This window comes from Hahella sp. CR1 (genome assembly GCF_029813005.1).
GTDB lineage: Bacteria > Pseudomonadota > Gammaproteobacteria > Pseudomonadales > Oleiphilaceae > Hahella.
The window spans coordinates 84,945-100,860 of sequence record NZ_JAPELK010000006.1 but is presented as its reverse complement, the minus strand read 5'-3'; the positions used below and the strand labels follow the sequence as shown (position 1 = coordinate 100,860).

Annotated in this window: 15 protein-coding genes; 7 read left to right on the top strand and 8 right to left on the bottom strand. The window is 52.4% G+C overall.

Annotated elements, in window-relative coordinates; all coding sequences use genetic code 11:
* The first annotated feature begins 120 nt into the window (after positions 1 to 120).
* Both ONV78_RS16060 and ONV78_RS16055 read left to right on the top strand, forming a co-directional pair.
* Entirely contained in the window at positions 121 to 1,014 is an 894-nt protein-coding gene (locus ONV78_RS16060; RefSeq protein ID WP_279504563.1) for an AraC family transcriptional regulator, read from the top strand.
* Between the two features lie 205 nt (positions 1,015 to 1,219).
* A complete protein-coding gene (locus ONV78_RS16055; protein ID WP_279504561.1) occupies positions 1,220 to 1,984 on the top strand; it encodes a PEP-CTERM sorting domain-containing protein in 765 nt (254 codons plus the stop codon).
* 55 nt (positions 1,985 to 2,039) lie between these two features.
* On the opposite strand, the gene ONV78_RS16050 is transcribed toward ONV78_RS16055, so the two are convergent.
* The 3 genes from ONV78_RS16050 to ONV78_RS16040 all read right to left on the bottom strand — a co-directional run bounded on the left by ONV78_RS16050 (position 2,040) and on the right by ONV78_RS16040 (position 4,402).
* Entirely contained in the window at positions 2,040 to 2,357 is a 318-nt protein-coding gene (locus tag ONV78_RS16050) for a hypothetical protein (protein ID WP_279504560.1), read from the bottom strand.
* 100 nt (positions 2,358 to 2,457) lie between these two features.
* The gene (locus tag ONV78_RS16045) at positions 2,458 to 3,135 is read right to left on the bottom strand and encodes a GntR family transcriptional regulator (protein WP_279504558.1); all 678 of its coding nucleotides are present in this window, start codon (positions 3,133 to 3,135) and stop codon (positions 2,458 to 2,460) included.
* 265 nt (positions 3,136 to 3,400) lie between these two features.
* Positions 3,401 to 4,402, bottom strand: coding sequence for a 4-hydroxyproline epimerase (locus tag ONV78_RS16040; RefSeq protein WP_279504556.1), 1,002 nt, complete (start codon positions 4,400 to 4,402; stop codon positions 3,401 to 3,403).
* A gap of 159 nt (positions 4,403 to 4,561) precedes the next feature.
* On the opposite strand from ONV78_RS16040, the gene ONV78_RS16035 reads away from it, so the two are divergent.
* The 4 genes from ONV78_RS16035 (at position 4,562) to ONV78_RS16020 (ending at position 10,548) form a co-directional block, all read left to right on the top strand.
* On the top strand, positions 4,562 to 5,809 hold the full coding sequence (locus ONV78_RS16035; RefSeq protein ID WP_279504552.1) for an FAD-dependent oxidoreductase: 1,248 nt from the start codon (positions 4,562 to 4,564) through the stop codon (positions 5,807 to 5,809).
* A 419-nt stretch (positions 5,810 to 6,228) separates the two neighbouring features.
* Positions 6,229 to 7,800 carry an RICIN domain-containing protein gene (locus ONV78_RS16030; protein WP_279504551.1) on the top strand — a complete coding sequence of 524 codons (1,572 nt, stop codon included), beginning with the start codon at positions 6,229 to 6,231 and terminating at the stop codon, positions 7,798 to 7,800.
* A 357-nt stretch (positions 7,801 to 8,157) separates the two neighbouring features.
* Entirely contained in the window at positions 8,158 to 9,039 is an 882-nt protein-coding gene (dapA, locus tag ONV78_RS16025) for a 4-hydroxy-tetrahydrodipicolinate synthase (protein WP_279504549.1), read from the top strand.
* A 21-nt stretch (positions 9,040 to 9,060) separates the two neighbouring features.
* Entirely contained in the window at positions 9,061 to 10,548 is a 1,488-nt protein-coding gene (locus ONV78_RS16020; RefSeq protein ID WP_279504547.1) for an aldehyde dehydrogenase, read from the top strand.
* A gap of 62 nt (positions 10,549 to 10,610) precedes the next feature.
* Here the strand turns inward: ONV78_RS16020 and ONV78_RS16015 are convergent, their stop codons facing one another.
* From ONV78_RS16015 to ONV78_RS15995, 5 genes are all read right to left on the bottom strand, one after another.
* Positions 10,611 to 11,030, bottom strand: a complete 420-nt coding sequence (locus tag ONV78_RS16015) for a hypothetical protein (RefSeq protein WP_279504546.1) — start codon at positions 11,028 to 11,030, stop codon at positions 10,611 to 10,613.
* A gap of 279 nt (positions 11,031 to 11,309) precedes the next feature.
* Positions 11,310 to 12,005 carry a DUF1963 domain-containing protein gene (locus ONV78_RS16010; RefSeq protein WP_279504544.1) on the bottom strand — a complete coding sequence of 232 codons (696 nt, stop codon included), beginning with the start codon at positions 12,003 to 12,005 and terminating at the stop codon, positions 11,310 to 11,312.
* Positions 12,006 to 12,199: 194 nt separating this feature from the next.
* Positions 12,200 to 12,712, bottom strand: a complete 513-nt coding sequence (locus tag ONV78_RS16005) for a hypothetical protein (protein ID WP_279504541.1) — start codon at positions 12,710 to 12,712, stop codon at positions 12,200 to 12,202.
* 269 nt (positions 12,713 to 12,981) lie between these two features.
* On the bottom strand, positions 12,982 to 13,371 hold the full coding sequence (locus ONV78_RS16000) for a GFA family protein (RefSeq protein WP_279504539.1): 390 nt from the start codon (positions 13,369 to 13,371) through the stop codon (positions 12,982 to 12,984).
* 48 nt (positions 13,372 to 13,419) lie between these two features.
* Positions 13,420 to 13,623, bottom strand: a complete 204-nt coding sequence (locus ONV78_RS15995) for a hypothetical protein (RefSeq protein WP_279504537.1) — start codon at positions 13,621 to 13,623, stop codon at positions 13,420 to 13,422.
* Between the two features lie 500 nt (positions 13,624 to 14,123).
* On the opposite strand from ONV78_RS15995, the gene ONV78_RS15990 reads away from it, so the two are divergent.
* Positions 14,124 to 15,914 carry a hypothetical protein gene (locus tag ONV78_RS15990; RefSeq protein ID WP_279504535.1) on the top strand — a complete coding sequence of 597 codons (1,791 nt, stop codon included), beginning with the start codon at positions 14,124 to 14,126 and terminating at the stop codon, positions 15,912 to 15,914.
* Positions 15,915 to 15,916 lie beyond the last annotated feature (2 nt).

Below are 15,916 nucleotides of genomic sequence, written 5' to 3'. Positions count from 1 at the left end.
GTGGTTTTAAACCAAGCCGGACAAGCCTGACGCAACAGGTTATTGCAAGCTGGCGTCGCGCGCATTTGCTAACATAACTCCTTATCATCTCTTGTTTGGATTTTATTTTTATTCACGTTCATGCAGCCAAAGCTTTACGAATGGGGCGATAAGTCCCTGCTCTTTTACAACGGTCGACCACAGCCCCATCATTCAATGGGTATTACGCCCACCCTGTTAATGGGTAGTCAGCCGTTCGTCATTGAATTCTTGGGAGAGCGGTATTGTTCTAATACGTTTCTGCTGGAGCCCAACAAACCGTTTACAGTGAGTTCGGAAGCGCCGCGAATGGCGTTGCTTCCGCTCAATCCCGCCGCCGAGGATCATGTTTTTTTGCTGCGCAATTACGCCTGGGACCTCTGCGTAGAAGGCGTCTTTTACAAGCAGGATGGTGATTTGCTGCAGCAAACCTTATTCTATCTTGACGAAAGCGACATCCCCCATCCCATCGCCACCTGGTGTCTGTTCAACGCCATCTATGGGGAGGAAAGCCTCATTACGTTGAAGAAATACGATAAGCGTATCGCCAAGGCGGTCGCCCATATCATCCGCAATCCAACCAGCGACCTGTCCGTCGACGCGATAGCCGCGCAGGTGCATTTGAGCCCGACCCGATTCATGACCTTATTCAGCGCCTTAAACGGCCTGAGCTATAACAAATACAAGATCGTCAGTCGCCTGCAATATTTCTTCGAGCGCTACAGTATCGCCCATAACCTGACGCACGCCGCGGCGGAGGCGGGTTTCTACGATTTGTCGCATCTGAACAAGTCGGTGAAGATGTACTACGGCATGAGTCCAAGAGAGTTCCTGGCGGTTGGGCAAGATCTCATCACCATCAGCAGCCCTTCTCATAACCGCGCCTGGTACGCGGACTGGGTTCAATATGGCTACTTCGAACTGACGCAGGCTTATTCCGAAATCAGCGTACCGGAATTACTGGCGCATCTGCGTGACTATGTCAGAGCTGAATAGCTATTTCAGGGATGAATAACGCGCCTCAACACTTGTACTCGCTCTTAATGAGCGGTTTTGACATGAAGACAGCGGAAATTGACAAGTAAGACCCGCGCCGAATCTCTTAAAGTTCACTCCAACGCAGAGCAACCATCGCTCGCAACTTACAACGCTCTTCCAGGCCACTGGGAGAATTGCTCATCAAAGGCATTGGAGTCACATTATGAATCCCCTACTAAAACAACTCAGCCGATCCCTGGCGCCGACCATGTTCGCACTTTGCGCGCTTCCCGCATCCGCCACAGTGATCAATATCGACTTCACAGCGAACAACACTGAAACCGCCTACGTCGGCGCGGACGGCGTTCTCAGCACTGGCGGCGCGCACTGGAATCCAGTGGCGGTGGGCGACTCTCCCGCGTTCTTGCGCGATGAACAAGGCCATCAGTTTGACGCCAGCGTCGCCTGGACGGACCATGCCGGGGATGTCGTTTATCACCATGCCGGCGGCAATGAACTTTCAAATTCAGGCGTCGGCGCCGCGCCGGACGATATTGACGGTATCAACCGCGTCTTTTTCTCCGGCGCCAGCTTCTCGCCTTATCAGCTAACTATTTACGGCACGGACGATCTGCGCTTCGCCTTGCTGACGGCGTACAGTGAAATTGGTTATGCGCCGGATGCGCCCAACTCCCGCTACCGGGCGGACGGCGCCTGGGGCGACGGTATTTTCTATCAGGTGGACTTCGCCGAATATCCCGTGGATGGGAGCATTGCCGGCGTAGGCGATGCGTTCGGACTGGGCTTTGGGTTCGCTATCTTTGAAGGCGCCATCACCGGTCTGCAGGTCGCTGGCGAGTTTACGCCCTTTGACGCCGGAGAGCCCCATGACGTGCCGGAGCCAGCCGCTTGGGCGCTGTTATCTTTAGGCTTGCTTGGCGCAGCCGTTAGAAAAGCGGCGCGATCAAAAGCGCGGACAGCCGCCTGATCACCTCGCCGCGTTAGAGTCACTCATAAGAAGAGAGGCGGCAGGGATCGCCGCCTTAAACTTCATTGCGGGCGTTTTCCGAGATAAAACACCCGATTTCAATCTCGTTGTTCAACTTGGCGTCGGCATAGCTTTGGGGCAATTCAAACTCGTCCACTGCATCCCAGTGGCCGTTTTCATACAGCACGGCTGATTGCACTTCCTCGACCCGAATGCCGTCGTCCGCAAGATAGCGCGTCAGATTCTCGATTGCTTCTTCCCGGGTTTGCGCAGGAACGACGCTGCGACCATAGTAATAGGCGCTGCCATCCTGCGGCAGAGTACTCTCCGGCGCGACTTTACATTTCGTATCCACCACCCAGAACGATGTCATAAACACCTCGATTTAACGCGTTATTATTAACATGGCAATGATATTGGCATGTTGATAAACAGGCCCATGAATGCGCCTGCGCGGCGGCGATATTGCGTGGTCAGTGGCTCGCGCCGCCCGCCTGTTCGATCAGTAAATCATGAATGGCCTGACCGGCTTCCAGAATATGTTTTTTCAGCAACGCCGACGCCGCTTTCTTGTTGCGCTGGCGACAGAATTCCAATAAATCCGCGTGTTCCCTTTCGGCCTTTTCTATGCCGGTAGTGAACAACAATTGCAGACGGATATAGCGGTCGGATTTGATGTTAAGGCTACGCACCACTTCCATCGCCTGAGGCAGGTTGGCGGGATGATAGAGGGCGGCATGCAGTTCGTAATTCAGTTCGCTCCAGCTCTCCACCTGATCTCCGCTCTCCACCGCTTCCTCGAAGGCTTTAAGTATTTTCTCCGCTGCGGCCAGATCCAGATCAGTCATGTTGTCGATGGCCTGCTCCAGCACATGACATTCAATCAACGCCCGCAGCTCAAACAGTTCGCGAATTTCCGAAGGACGCAACTCTGTCGCCGTAGCGCCTTTGTGGGGCTCAAAACAAACCAGCCCCTGCGCTTCCAGTTGCAACAGCGCCTCCCGCACCGGGATGCGGCTGACGTTAAACTCTTTGGCGATGGCGTCCTGTCGCAAAGGTTCCCCCGCCACAATTTCTCCAGAGAGAATTTTTTTACGCAGAATATCTGCGACCATCTGTGTACGGGTTTTATAAACGGCTGCGGTGCTCATAACGGACAATAAATGATCCCGGGTGTCAAAAAAGGAGGCGATATTAACATGGCAATGATATTGGCATGTTAATACTCAGGCGCATGGATGCGCCTGCGCGGCGGCTAGCCGCGGGAGACAGGGCCTGACATGCGCAGGTCCTGTCGTTGCGGACAAATAGAAGGAAGCTATTTATCCGCCTGATTAATAGTATCATTTTAGGCGCTCGCTGCAGTAGTCAAGAAAATTTCCTCTGGGCGAGCGATGATTTGTGCGGGCGTGTTTATTATTTCACTTCAAATCCATGGGCGTAGGGGTCTTCGCTATCCACCCAGATAGTGTTGTGACCATAGACTCTGGCCCAACCTTGCACGCTGGGTCGTATCCCCTGATAGGAGCCCACTGTCGCCACATCTTCCACTCGGCCCTGGAACAGGCTGCCGATGATGCTTTCATGCACAAAGGTATCGCCGACTTTCAGTTTACCTTTGGCGAACCATTGCGCCATGCGCGCGCTGGTGCCGGTGCCGCAGGGAGAGCGGTCGATGGCGCGGTCGCCATAGAACACAGCGTTGCGGGCGTCCACGCCGGGCTGCTTAGGTTTGCCGGTCCAGAGTACATGGGATACGCCGCGTACGGTAGGGTCGTCAGGGTGAACGCATTCCACCACTTCATCGACAATACGACGAATCAACGGACTGAAGCGCAGAATCTGATCCACGCTGAAGTGCTCCAATCCGGGAAAGTTCTTTTGCGGATCTATGATGGCGTAGTAGTTGCCGCCATAGGCGACATCCACCACCAGTTCGCCAATGTCGGGAACCTGCACCGCCACTTCGCTGTGCGCAAGATAAGCCGGCACGTTATAGATTTTGACGCTTTCGACTTTGGCGCCCTGCTGCGCGTAATCAATGGCGATTTTGCCCGCCGGTACGTCCAGAATCAGTTTGCCGGGAACCCGGGGACGAATAATCGCGTTCTCGATGGCCGCGGTGACCGTTCCAATGGTTCCATGACCACACATGGGCAGACAGCCGCTGGTTTCGATAAACAGGATCGAGGCGTCGGCGTCCTCGGAACAAGGGGGATAGACAATGGACCCAGACATCATGGAATGCCCGCGAGGCTCAAACATCAGCGCCTGACGAATCCAGTCGTAGTGCTCCATGAAGTACTGCCGTTTCTGGCTCATGGTGCTTCCAGGTAAAGCCGGATAGCCTCCCGCCACCAGTCGCACCGGATTGCCGCAGGTATGCGCGTCGATACAGAAAAACGTGCCTTCTCTCATATCCATATCCCTTCTTGTCTTATTTTTGCAGTGATGCTTGGGCTGTCATTAGAACGAATTCAACCATCAGCAGCCATCGTAACTGGCGATGGATTGTCCGCCCTCAGATAAATGTATATTTTATACAATATTCAATTTCACAAATGAAGAGGACTTTCAATGCAAGAGCTGGACACGGACATCACGGTATTGGGAGGCGGTATAGTCGGCGTCTGTTGCGCCCTGTCGCTACAACAGGCGGGCATGAAGGTTAGTCTTATTGACGGTCGTGGCGTCGGCGAAGGGTGCTCCCGGGGCAATGCGGGACACTTCGCCACGGAGCAGATACTGCCTTTGGCCACGCCGGGCCTGTTGTGGAAGATTCCCGGCATGCTGATGGACCCGCTGGGACCAGTGGCGATCCGATGGGCCTATCTGCCTCATATCGCACCCTGGCTGGTTCGCTTCATGCTCAATACCCGCGAAGCCTCTTACAATCGCAGCGGTAAGGCGTTACAAGCCTTGAACGCCGCCTCCCTGCCCGCCTGGCGTCGCCTGCTGGCGGGCACAGGCGAGGAAAGCCAGATCCGGGTCAACGGCTCATTGCTGACCTTCGAACGCAACGCCAGCTTCCAAAGCTATCAAACTACGCTGGACACGCTGCGCACTCGCGGCGTCAAAACCCAGGTTCTGAATGGCGCTCAGGCGCGAGAACTGGAGCCCGGATTGGGGGCGACAGTCAAACACGGCGTATTTTTCCCGGAAACCGGCCATACCGCCAACCCCTATCACCTCACCCGCACGTTGGGGGCGCTCTTTCAAAGCCGGGGCGGAACCGTGCTGAACAAGATGGTGAATAGCGCTACGCCAACGACCGAGGGTGTGCAACTGCACTGTGATGGGGATCAGATTCGGGTTCCCAAACTGGTGCTGGCGGCGGGCGCCTGGTCCAAACCTTTGGTGAAGCAACTGACCGGGAAGTCGATCCCTCTGGATACGGAGCGCGGTTATCACCTGATGCTGCGCAACGCGGGCGCTTCTCTGTCGATTCCCGTCACCTCCGCCGAACGGCGCTTCATCATGACGCCTATGAGCGAAGGATTGCGTCTTGCCGGCACCGTTGAGTTCGGCGGTTTAAAACAGCCCGCCAACATGCGCAGGGCGACCATGCTCGCCACTCACGCCCGCGCATTGCTACCCGGACTGGACGACGCCCAGGGCGAAACCTGGATGGGATTCCGCCCTTCTCTCCCCGATTCGCTTCCCGTCATTGACCGTGTCGGCGAACGCCGCCAGATCATTCTCGCGTTCGGACATCAACATTTGGGGCTTACTCAAGCCGCGCTGACCGGTGAGCTGGTGCGTCAGTTGGCGACGGATCAAACGCCAACCATCGATCTACAGTCTTTGCGTTTGAGTCGCTTTTAAGTGTCGAATAGTCAGGCGTCTACTCCACGCCTGACTTCTCTGACAGGAATTTCCTAATAAGTATTACTCGAAATACGCCCAAACCATAAATATACACTTGTCTTAAAATGCTTTTCGCACGGCCATTTAACTTAATACCATTTAATTAATAAAGTTAACTTAACAGAAGTTGACACCCAATTAAAAATCCCTCTCATCTAGCGCAACATAAGCTCTCATAGAAAAATAAACCATTAGGCTTAACCCATTAAATATAAGCCTCAAATATATAATTATAAAAACAAAGTTAAGTTATCTTTTCCCGTGAAAAACCTCACAAAAGAAACTCTATTCCATATACTCTTCACCCCCATAAAAATATATTCAATTCGCCCCCTCGGTTTCTCAAATATACAAAGCAAGTCATTTCAGGATAAAAGATGAACATGAAAACACACAGGATAGGCTTTTGCGCAGTCAGCCTGTCATTACTCACCGCCACGTTATTGACTCCCTCTTTCGCTGAAGCGGCCAACTGTGAAGCAACGCCGGTCAGCGGAAAAATTTATAGCATTGTAAACAGAGAAACCGGATTGACGCTGGACATCGAAGGATACAGCAAGGCAGACGGCGCGGCGTTGATTCAGTGGCGCACAAAGGGCTCCGCCAACCAGAAATTCAGAGTCACGGATGTCGGCGGCGGCAACATAAAGATTGAAGCCACGCATTCCAATCTGGCGCTGGACGTTCTTAACCTGGCTCAACATGACAACGCCGATCTCATCCAGTGGCCTTATTGGGGCGGCCTCAACCAGCAATGGTTTCTGGTGAAATCAAGCACCGGCGGATACAGCATTCGGGCGCGCCATACCGAGAAGGCGCTCACCGCGCAAACGCCGGATATGGGCGCCCGCATCGTGCAGTCAACGGATACAGGCAGCGGCTTGCAGCGCTGGTATTTCAACCCTATTGACGGCGAATGCAGCCAGGTTAATGGATTCGCCGGGCAGCCCGGGTCTGACGGCCTCACCACCACTACTGGCGGAGCCGGCGGCGCGACGGTTATCGCCACCAACTGCCAGACGCTGACTTCCGCCTTGACGTCCGAAGGCTCCAAAACAGTCATCGTTCCAGACAACACAACGATTGACTGCCGTACGCCAGTACGTAAAGTCAGCGCCTGCGCCATGACCTGTCCCGCTTACCAGGACCAGAACAAAACCTTCTATAGAGTCCCGGTCGGCAGCCAGACATGTACGGAGCTCGGCGGCACATCCAATGACACCGTATCGGTCAACCGCGATGAAAGCCGGATACATATCAAATCCAATAAAACGCTGATGGGCCAAGGCGCAAACAGTCGCATCATTGGCGCTACATTAAATTTCTACGGCGTAAAAAATATCATCGTCAAAAACTTAACGATCGAAGGCGTGAATCCACATCTGGTAGAAGCTGGCGACGGCCTCACCATTGAGAACTCAAGTCATGTATGGGTGGACCATATTCGAGCCAAAATGATCAGTGACGGACATATTGATATCAAAAACAGCCGCAACTTGACGCTGAGCTGGAACCACTTTGATGGCTACAATCCTTATGTTTGCGGCAACCAACATCACTACACCATGCTGGTGCAGGATTCCCATGTCACGATAGACCACAACTTCTGGGACCGCGCATCCGGCCGCAATCCGAAGCTATATGGCTGGGATACTCGCGCGCACATTTATAACAACTACTGGAATAACATCACCTATTTCTCCATCAGCACATCCAATGGCGCGCAGGGTCTGATTCAGAATAACCATTTTGAAAACGCCCGCTCTCCACACTGGAATGAATCCGGTTACATGAAAGCCTCCAATAACGTTTATACCGGCTCGTCGGCGACCGACCCCAAACGGGACAGCGGCGACGCCGTTCTCTATGACATCGACATGTATCCCTACAAACTGGACAACGCGTCTAATTTGCCGGGGATTCTGAAATCACAGACCGGTCCTCGCTAAACCACGCAATACTTCGGTTTCGCCCGTTTTTATAGGGACATTTCCCCCATGGCAAGGACGCCAACTCCCAGCCTCAGCTCTCTGCTTGGCAATCTCCTACTATCTCTTCTTTCTATCTCCTCTTTGGTTCTCACTCTCATGATCCGTCGTGAGGTTGACGCTCCATAGCGGCTGTTTTGCGATTCGCCGTAACAATTTTTTCTCTGCGATGACTAACCTTCCAAATTTTAAAGCGATGTATATTGTATACAATATACCGTTTGCATAAGATGAAAAGTGATGCCCCACTCAGTCGCCTTGGCTCAACAAAGGGACTGGGCGGGAAAACAAAAACGACCGATCGCAAAGGAAATAAGGATGAACATAGATGGCGTACTGGTTCCTGTCGTCACCCCCTTCGATGACCGGAATCAGATAGATTATCCGGCGCTGGGCCGACTGCTTGACCACCTCATAGACTCCGGCGTACGAGGGATCGTCGCCTGCGGCACCACAGGCGAATACTACACGCTCAGCACGGAGGAGCGCCGCGACCTGATGGCGTATATCGCCAGACAGGCAGGCGGCCGCACGCTGTTGATCGCCGGCGTAAACGATACGCATACCGCTGGCTCCATCGCCAAAGCGAAGGAAGCCAAAGAGATGGGATATCAAGCCCTCATGCTGGCGCCGCCGATCTATTGCCTGCCTCAGCAACACGAAATCATTCAGCATTATCAAAGCGTCAGCTCAGCCGTGGGCATGCCGATCATCATGTACAACTTCCCCGCCCGTTCCGGCGTGGAGATCAGCATAGAAGCCGTCATGGAGCTCGCCAGTGACCCGAACATCATCGGCATCAAAGAAAGCAGCGGCGATTTCAGTCGCGCACTGACCCTGATCAACGCGGACCTGCCGAACTTTCAGGTGGTATGCGGCTCGGATGATCAGGCGGCGGATTATTTCTTCTGGGGCGTGCGCTCCTGGATCGGCGGCGCGGCCAACTATCTTCCCAAGGAACATGTGGCGTTGATCGAGGCGGCGCAAGCGGGCGACTATCAGCGCTTGCGGGACGGCATGCGCAAAATCCTCCCCGCCCTGAAGAATCAGGAGAAAGCGGATTATAACCAGAAAGCCAAAGTCGGCTGCGCTTACATCGGTTATCCCGTCGGCGACACCCGTCCACCACTGGCGTCGATCAGCGAAGGAGACAAAGCGGAATTTCTGGAAGCCTTGGCGGCGGCCATCGTAAATCAATAACAACAAGGACGAAAAACAATCATGCCTATAAAAAAAGAAGATGTTTTTCAATTGGCCAGAGACGCTCAACTTTATGCAGGCGCGCTGGTTCCCGGCCTCGACAATAGCCATGAACTTCACCTCGACACCCTGAACCCGTTCAATCAGCAGGTCATCGGTCGGGTGCAGCGCTGCAACGGCCGCCATGTGGATGCGGCAGTGAAAGCCGGTCGCGCGGCGTTCGAGTCTGGCGTCTGGTCAACTCTGCCGCCGGGGGAACGCAAACGCATCATGCTGCGTTGGTCGGCTCTGCTGCAGGAGCACCACGAAGAGCTGGCGGCGCTGGACTGTTTGGACGCAGGCAAACCCATCAGCGAATGCCTGAATACGGACATACCCGACACCATTCACACCATCGCTTGGTACGCTGAAGCCGCCGATAAGCTGTTTGGAAAGATTTCCCCTACCGCCAGCGACAACCTGGGGCTGATCGTGAAGGAGCCCATTGGCGTAGTCGGCGCCGTACTGCCCTGGAACTTCCCCGCCCTGATGCTGGCCTGGAAGGCCGCGCCCGCTCTCGCCGCCGGCAACTCCCTGGTGATCAAACCCGCAGAGCTGACGTCCTTAAGCGCCTATCGCATCGTGCAACTGGCCCACGAGGCGGGAATACCAAAAGACGTACTGACGCTGGTCACCGGCCTGGGGGAAGAAACCGGAAAACCTCTGGGACTGCACCCGGACGTGGACATGGTGTCCTTCACTGGCTCAACCGAGGTGGGCCGACTGTTCCTGAGTTACTCCGCGCAAAGCAATCTCAAGGAAATCGTACTGGAGTGCGGCGGCAAGAGTCCGCAGATTATCTTCGAGGACAGCTACGCTTTGGAGGAAATCGCGGACAATATTCTCTCCGCCGCCTTCTGGAATATGGGAGAAAACTGCAGCTGCGGCTCGCGTTTGATCGTTCACAAAAACGTGAAAGAAGACCTGCTCAAAATACTGCAAAAGCGGTTAGTCGACGGCTGGAAAGTCGGCGATCCACAGGCCCCGGAAGCCGCCATTGGCCCCATGATCGAGCCGGCTCACTTCGAAAAAGTCTGCGGTTATATCAAGGCGGCCAAAGAGGAAGGCGCCAAGTTAATACGAGGCGGCGAAGCTCTGAAACTGGGAGCGGGCATGAGCGTTGAGCCCACGATTTTCGATGGCGTCACCGCGGAAATGACGTTGTTTCAAGAGGAAGTATTCGGGCCCGTTCTCGCCGTCTCAGCCTTCGAAACGGAAGCCGAAGCCATTCATTTGGCGAACGCCACCAGTTATGGTCTGGCCGCCTCTCTCTACACCTCCGACCTGCGCCGCGCGCAACGGGTCTCCCGCGCCATCAAGGCCGGCACGGTCTCTATCAACTGCTTCTCAGAGGGCGACATCGCCACGCCCTTCGGCGGTTACAAAACCTCCGGTTTCGGCGGCAGGGACAAAGGCCTGGAAGCACTGGAGCAGTACGTGCAGACCAAGACAGTGTGGTATGGGGGATAAATTCTAACTGCGCCAATAACGCTGCGCGTCTCTGCGCAGCGTTGGCAATAATCCGTCAGGTCCTAGCCTGCAGAACGCTTAAATAAATTATAGGCGTCAACGCCGGGATCAAATCCTGTTTGCGCGAACTCCAGTCCTTCACTGGCGGGGTCGATGCAGTTCCAAAACGAAGCCGCTGTATTCAACACAACGCCTCTCAGATACCAGTTAGGGTCTAAGGAGCTGATCGCGTTACTCAGCTGCATATCCTGCGGTTTACGCCATTCCCGCAACCAGTGCCAGGCTTCCCGTCTGTGCGCCGTGCTGGAAAAAATTACGCCGTCATTCGCTTTTCTGGCGTTTTCTATCACAAAGATGGCGCTTTGATCGCTCAAAGGCACTTTATTCTCCGCAAGAAACTTGTTCGTTCCGTACACCAACTGGCCAAACCAACTCGTGCTGGATTTAGTCGCTTCTGAAATACGCTCTCTCGCATCTGGCATTTCTGTTCTCCTTACTCGCCAAATTTTTAATCTCTTCCAAAGGAAATAAATCCCCTTCGGATACATCATTCTGCTCGTACAACATGATCAATAACGCCAATGAAGATCGGCGAATTAACCTCTCGGCTCAAACACAGCCAAGATACTTCGATAGTAAATTAACTGCCGTATAAACAGTAAGTTAAGATGAGATTAAATGTTCTACATCACTTTCTGGAAGGGATTCGAGAGAATCAAAGAGAACCTGCTTGACGCGTCAATATCAGCGCATGGCGACAGTCAGTAGCATTGCCATTCCAACGTCCATTCGTTTTTCTTACCAGAGGCGGTCCCGCGACCGAAATAACCGACTCCTTGATCTCCCCACATCCAGCCGCCCTTTTCAGTCGAGTCGATTTGAAAGACATAATCCGGAACGGCGTCGTGCTTATTCCAGGGAGCCCAGAAGATCTCAGATTGAATCAAGCTTGGCCAGCCCCCTAATTTGAAGCCATCGACATTTTCAAACAGGTCGTAATACTCATCTTCGAATTCATCAGGACAGTCGACAGGTAAGTCTTCCCAACAAGGGTAATCCTGCTCAATCAACCGAGGCCTCATAGGAAGGGCTTTGATCGAGCTTCCCGTTGCAATGTTCTGCAATGGGACAAGATCGGAAGTACTCGTATAAGTTCGGATCAGCCACTTCGTCCCATTTGGGTCGTGATCTGGAAGCTCATCAGGACAGATAAAGATGCAAATAAAAGCCAGATCTTCAAGCCCTTTAGGTTTAAATGGAAGCCCTGAAAGATTTATCTGCGCAAGCGCATGCATGGGGCATCCAGCGTATTCAGGCCAGGCTTCCCCTTTTCCACCAGAAGTCACTTTGCCGAACCAGGAACTTAACCGGTCCTCTGGAGGCTGAACCCCGCCAATATCAAAGACAATGGCTTTACGGGCAATTTGGCTCTTAAATTTTTTGATTGTTGTTTTCATTTTTTAAATTTGATTTGTACTTATTCCATTAGTCCAAACCTAATCCCGAGAGCCTTACGGCCACGGAGGTAAAGATTTTTCCCTGCGCCAAACGAGTCCATTAGATCACTATGCATGACGGATGAAGTAGACGTTCACACCTATCTGTGAATTGGTCGACGCAGTGGCCTGAATTCCCCATGCGCTTTTAACCTCTATTGGATGTCAGTTAAGTTATTTTTAAACAGCCCAATCCCCAGGCTTAGTATTTCAGCGATTTCTATTATGTTGGTATTGCTCCAGGTAATTCCTGAGGAAGATCTACTACGATCATAAAAGTAGTAGTTATTATCAAAGAAAAGCTTTTCATAAAGAGACCGTTTTGACTGAAATTCTTTCCTAAAGCTATTAGTCTCCCCAAGACAGCTATAGAGTGAGTCGTCGATCAAATTCCATGCAGATAGGGATTGACTTGCGTCGAAGCCATTCTTCTGTGGGGCTTGGATAAATCTAATAATTAGATCCAAGTCCACTAATATTGGGTCGCTATTTTTTTCTATTTCAATTCCAATTAACTTGGCAAAATCCTCAAGATGAGAAATGGAAGAAAACTGCGCGAGCTTTCCGTGAATCAGGGAAATCCTTGAGGGGCTTTCCGTTGACCAAATAAGGAAGCGATCAGTATTTTCCAGTCTGAACAGGTATGGATAGTACTCTATTTTCTCCACTTTTAATTTCCTAATAATAGCTACAGGCCAGCATTAAAATATCCATCTGGCGTCGTCCGCCTTGAATATAAGGTTGTAGAAGATGACTTTAAAACAGCTCAAGGCGAATTTCTTTTATTCAACCAATATGTACAACCTAACTCGCTTTTAATGCGCAGAAATGCTCCCCAAAATGCTTCCATTGGCGTGCTCTGGTCCAATCTCAGTGCACAATTTCCTTCAGAGAGCTTTCATAGATAAGACGTTCGTATTTTAGCGCTTCAATAAAGCTATTCATACTCCTCATACACCGGCAGTTCTTTATTGATGTCATACCAGCTTGCTTTGTCGGAGACCCAGATGTGGCTTCTTTCCTGGGATTGTGGGTCATTGTCCAGTGAGCCCAGTCTTAGAATGATGAAGGGGGTGTTTTCTCTTTTCGCGTAGACCTGCGTGCCGCAACATGAGCAGAAGAAGCGGGATTTTCCTGGGGAGGATTCGAAGGCCTTCAGGTGCTCTGCGCCTTGCAGGTTGAAGTCATTGTCGTCCACTCGCGCTACGCTGGAAAAAGCGGCGCCGTGGGCTTTTCTGCAGGTTCGGCAATGGCAGTGGATGATGTCGCCCACTTTTCCCGTAATGTCGTATTTCACTTTGCCGCAAAGGCAACTACCTGAAATCATGATTCAACTCCTTAACTATTTCCGGGGCGTCAGGCCCTGGTCAGCGCCTTAGTGTATCCCACAAAGAGTGACGCAGACATTACCCCCCCTCACAATGGCCTCTCTTACTGCGAAGGAGATAGCGCCCTCTTCCTCCGTAGCATCCTTGAACGGTTCTACATCCGTCCAGTTTTCCAGGACGAACGCTTCTATGTCCGCAAGTGAAATTCGCGGCTCTTCCGTGAACATGGGCATGGATATCATTAGTGTCATTGAGTTTCTCTTATTAATCTCTTTGTTAAACTCTTGTCTTGATTTATTGCATTAATCATTTGGCTTAACTCCCTGGAATATCACATATGCTTTTTAACTTTATAAAAAGCAGCCCTTCTTATAATAAAAACGCCATCAATTAAAAACTAAAAAAGCATAAATCAATATATAACAATGGCCTGACGACCCGATATAACCGGCCGCGATCAGCCCATAAAAAGTAAGACAAAACTGTTTTAGTTTTTTATCCATGGTCGCCTTGCTTAAACCGACAATCCTGACTAAACAGTTATGACGCATCAGGGGGAGTCATTCCTCTGACTAACCGCCGAAAAGTATGGCGCGTTCCCGCGCGCGCTTCTCAGGGACATGCGAGAGCAAACCGAATTACCGCTGTTTTCTCGCGCCGTGAGGAAGGAAGCGCACGCACTGCCGCAAGGCGAAGTTTGTAGTACGAAGGACGCTTTCATTCACTACAACGATTAACAAGGACCAGTACCATGTCAACAGCCGCTTCCACCACTAAACCAGACCAAAGCAAAGAGTGCGTGATCACCAATAACTGCACCTCTGACATCGTCATTCTGTCTCCCACTACCGCTCAGGCTCCTGGCGACACCCAGAACGCCAGCGTTTACGATCAGGATCTGGAAATTCTCTCATTGCTCGAAGGCGGAACCGTCATCAGCCAGAATGGTTCCGGGACGGTTTACCTGGACCAGTATTACACCGATCCCAACACCAAACAGCAGCAGTATTCTCTGGTTTATAACCTGCTGGCCAGCACTTCCAGCTGGTATTTCCCGGTAGACAATATCGGTGTCATGCAAAATATCTTCGGCTCTCCCGTTACCTTCCCAGCACAGACGGTGACCACGGATGAGCAGCAGTCCATAGCCAATGCGGCCACGTTCTATCAGACCATCGCCGCCTACCCTACCTCACAGCTAACCCAGAACTATGAAACCGCCATGAACGGCGCGCAGACTACCGCGCAAGGACAGGCGGACGGCAGCGCGAATTCTTCCGACAATGTGGCCAATTCCATTACCGACAGCGTCAATGCTTTCTTTGCGTCCACCAAGGGCTTCCAGAACGTCACCCTGGCGGGTCTCGTCGCCGTGGAGTCCTACTACAGCAAATTCCCGTTCGTGTGGGCGCAATATGACAGCACAACCTATTACCTGTACAGCAGCGATGGCAATACCACCTCCTTTGTGGGCACGCTCTCACTAACTAAACCGTCAGCGCTGGATCTCAGCAAACCCAATGCGGGATACGTCTGCACTTTCACTCCGGCGAAAGACCCTACTGACACCAGCACTGTGGATGTTGACTCATCACAGGCGAAAACCCTGACGTACAGCAATGCGCTTTTCGTCGACAACGTGAACGCGGATATCCCGGATGTAGCGGTGAAAGGCACCTTCCAATTGAAACGCGTGTTCACCCAAAACCCGTCCGACACTCAGATCATCCCCGTGCTGACCGGCACCATCGCAGGCGAAACCTGTATTGGTTTTGATTCGCCGCAACTGAGCACCGATCAGAGTTCGGAATTCTGGAACACCCTGTTCCACCCGAAAAACTCCGCGCAAGTGTTCAATTCCATCATGACCATTGGCGGCGCAGTGATGATGCTGCATTTCGTGGGGTCCACTCTGTACGGCATTTTCAAGTGGGTCAAAAACCGCGGCAAAGCCAAAGAGCCCACCACTGAGGATTTGTTCAAGCAACAGCAGGAAGCGTTTGAGAAGGCCCTGAACGAGAAGATCGACACCGCCGTGCAGAAGCTCACCAACGGCAAACAAAACGCGCCGGAGGATACCGAAAGCGCACTGGAGGAGATCAATTCGGAACGGGGCTCCATTGATGACAACCTGAACGCCATCAACCTGGAAGAAGGCCTGAAAGTCGAAGCCAGCACGCTGGAAATTCAGGCGCAATATGAAAGTGAAATGAACGGCCAGCAACTGGAGCAACTGGAATCCAGCGCCACTAGCATCAAGAACTCCAATGACGCTCTGAACAGCGCCACAGAAGAAAATCTCCATGATGTCGTCACTGAGCAGACCAGCGCGTTCAAGGACATTCAGGCCAATACCTCCGCGCTGACGGAATCCCTCGATAAGTCCATCTCCAGCGAGCAGCAGGCGCAGATTGAAAGCAATCAGGCCGCCAGCGAAAAAGTCAGCGAAGATATCGAGAATTCGGAGAAAAATGCGGAAGAGGACGCCTCCAACAGCGATCCCAAAGCGGAAGACGAAATCAAGCCACTCGAAGATTTCTAAAC

Coding starts and splice junctions, on each gene's coding strand:
- ONV78_RS16060 (WP_279504563.1), top strand. CDS start 121: ATGCAGCCAAAGCTTTACGAATGGGGCGATAAGTCCCTGCTCTTTTAC.
- ONV78_RS16055 (WP_279504561.1), top strand. CDS start 1,220: ATGAATCCCCTACTAAAACAACTCAGCCGATCCCTGGCGCCGACCATG.
- ONV78_RS16050 (WP_279504560.1), bottom strand. CDS start 2,357: ATGACATCGTTCTGGGTGGTGGATACGAAATGTAAAGTCGCGCCGGAG.
- ONV78_RS16045 (WP_279504558.1), bottom strand. CDS start 3,135: ATGAGCACCGCAGCCGTTTATAAAACCCGTACACAGATGGTCGCAGAT.
- ONV78_RS16040 (WP_279504556.1), bottom strand. CDS start 4,402: ATGAGAGAAGGCACGTTTTTCTGTATCGACGCGCATACCTGCGGCAAT.
- ONV78_RS16035 (WP_279504552.1), top strand. CDS start 4,562: ATGCAAGAGCTGGACACGGACATCACGGTATTGGGAGGCGGTATAGTC.
- ONV78_RS16030 (WP_279504551.1), top strand. CDS start 6,229: ATGAACATGAAAACACACAGGATAGGCTTTTGCGCAGTCAGCCTGTCA.
- dapA (WP_279504549.1), top strand. CDS start 8,158: ATGAACATAGATGGCGTACTGGTTCCTGTCGTCACCCCCTTCGATGAC.
- ONV78_RS16020 (WP_279504547.1), top strand. CDS start 9,061: ATGCCTATAAAAAAAGAAGATGTTTTTCAATTGGCCAGAGACGCTCAA.
- ONV78_RS16015 (WP_279504546.1), bottom strand. CDS start 11,030: ATGCCAGATGCGAGAGAGCGTATTTCAGAAGCGACTAAATCCAGCACG.
- ONV78_RS16010 (WP_279504544.1), bottom strand. CDS start 12,005: ATGAAAACAACAATCAAAAAATTTAAGAGCCAAATTGCCCGTAAAGCC.
- ONV78_RS16000 (WP_279504539.1), bottom strand. CDS start 13,371: ATGATTTCAGGTAGTTGCCTTTGCGGCAAAGTGAAATACGACATTACG.
- ONV78_RS15995 (WP_279504537.1), bottom strand. CDS start 13,623: ATGACACTAATGATATCCATGCCCATGTTCACGGAAGAGCCGCGAATT.
- ONV78_RS15990 (WP_279504535.1), top strand. CDS start 14,124: ATGTCAACAGCCGCTTCCACCACTAAACCAGACCAAAGCAAAGAGTGC.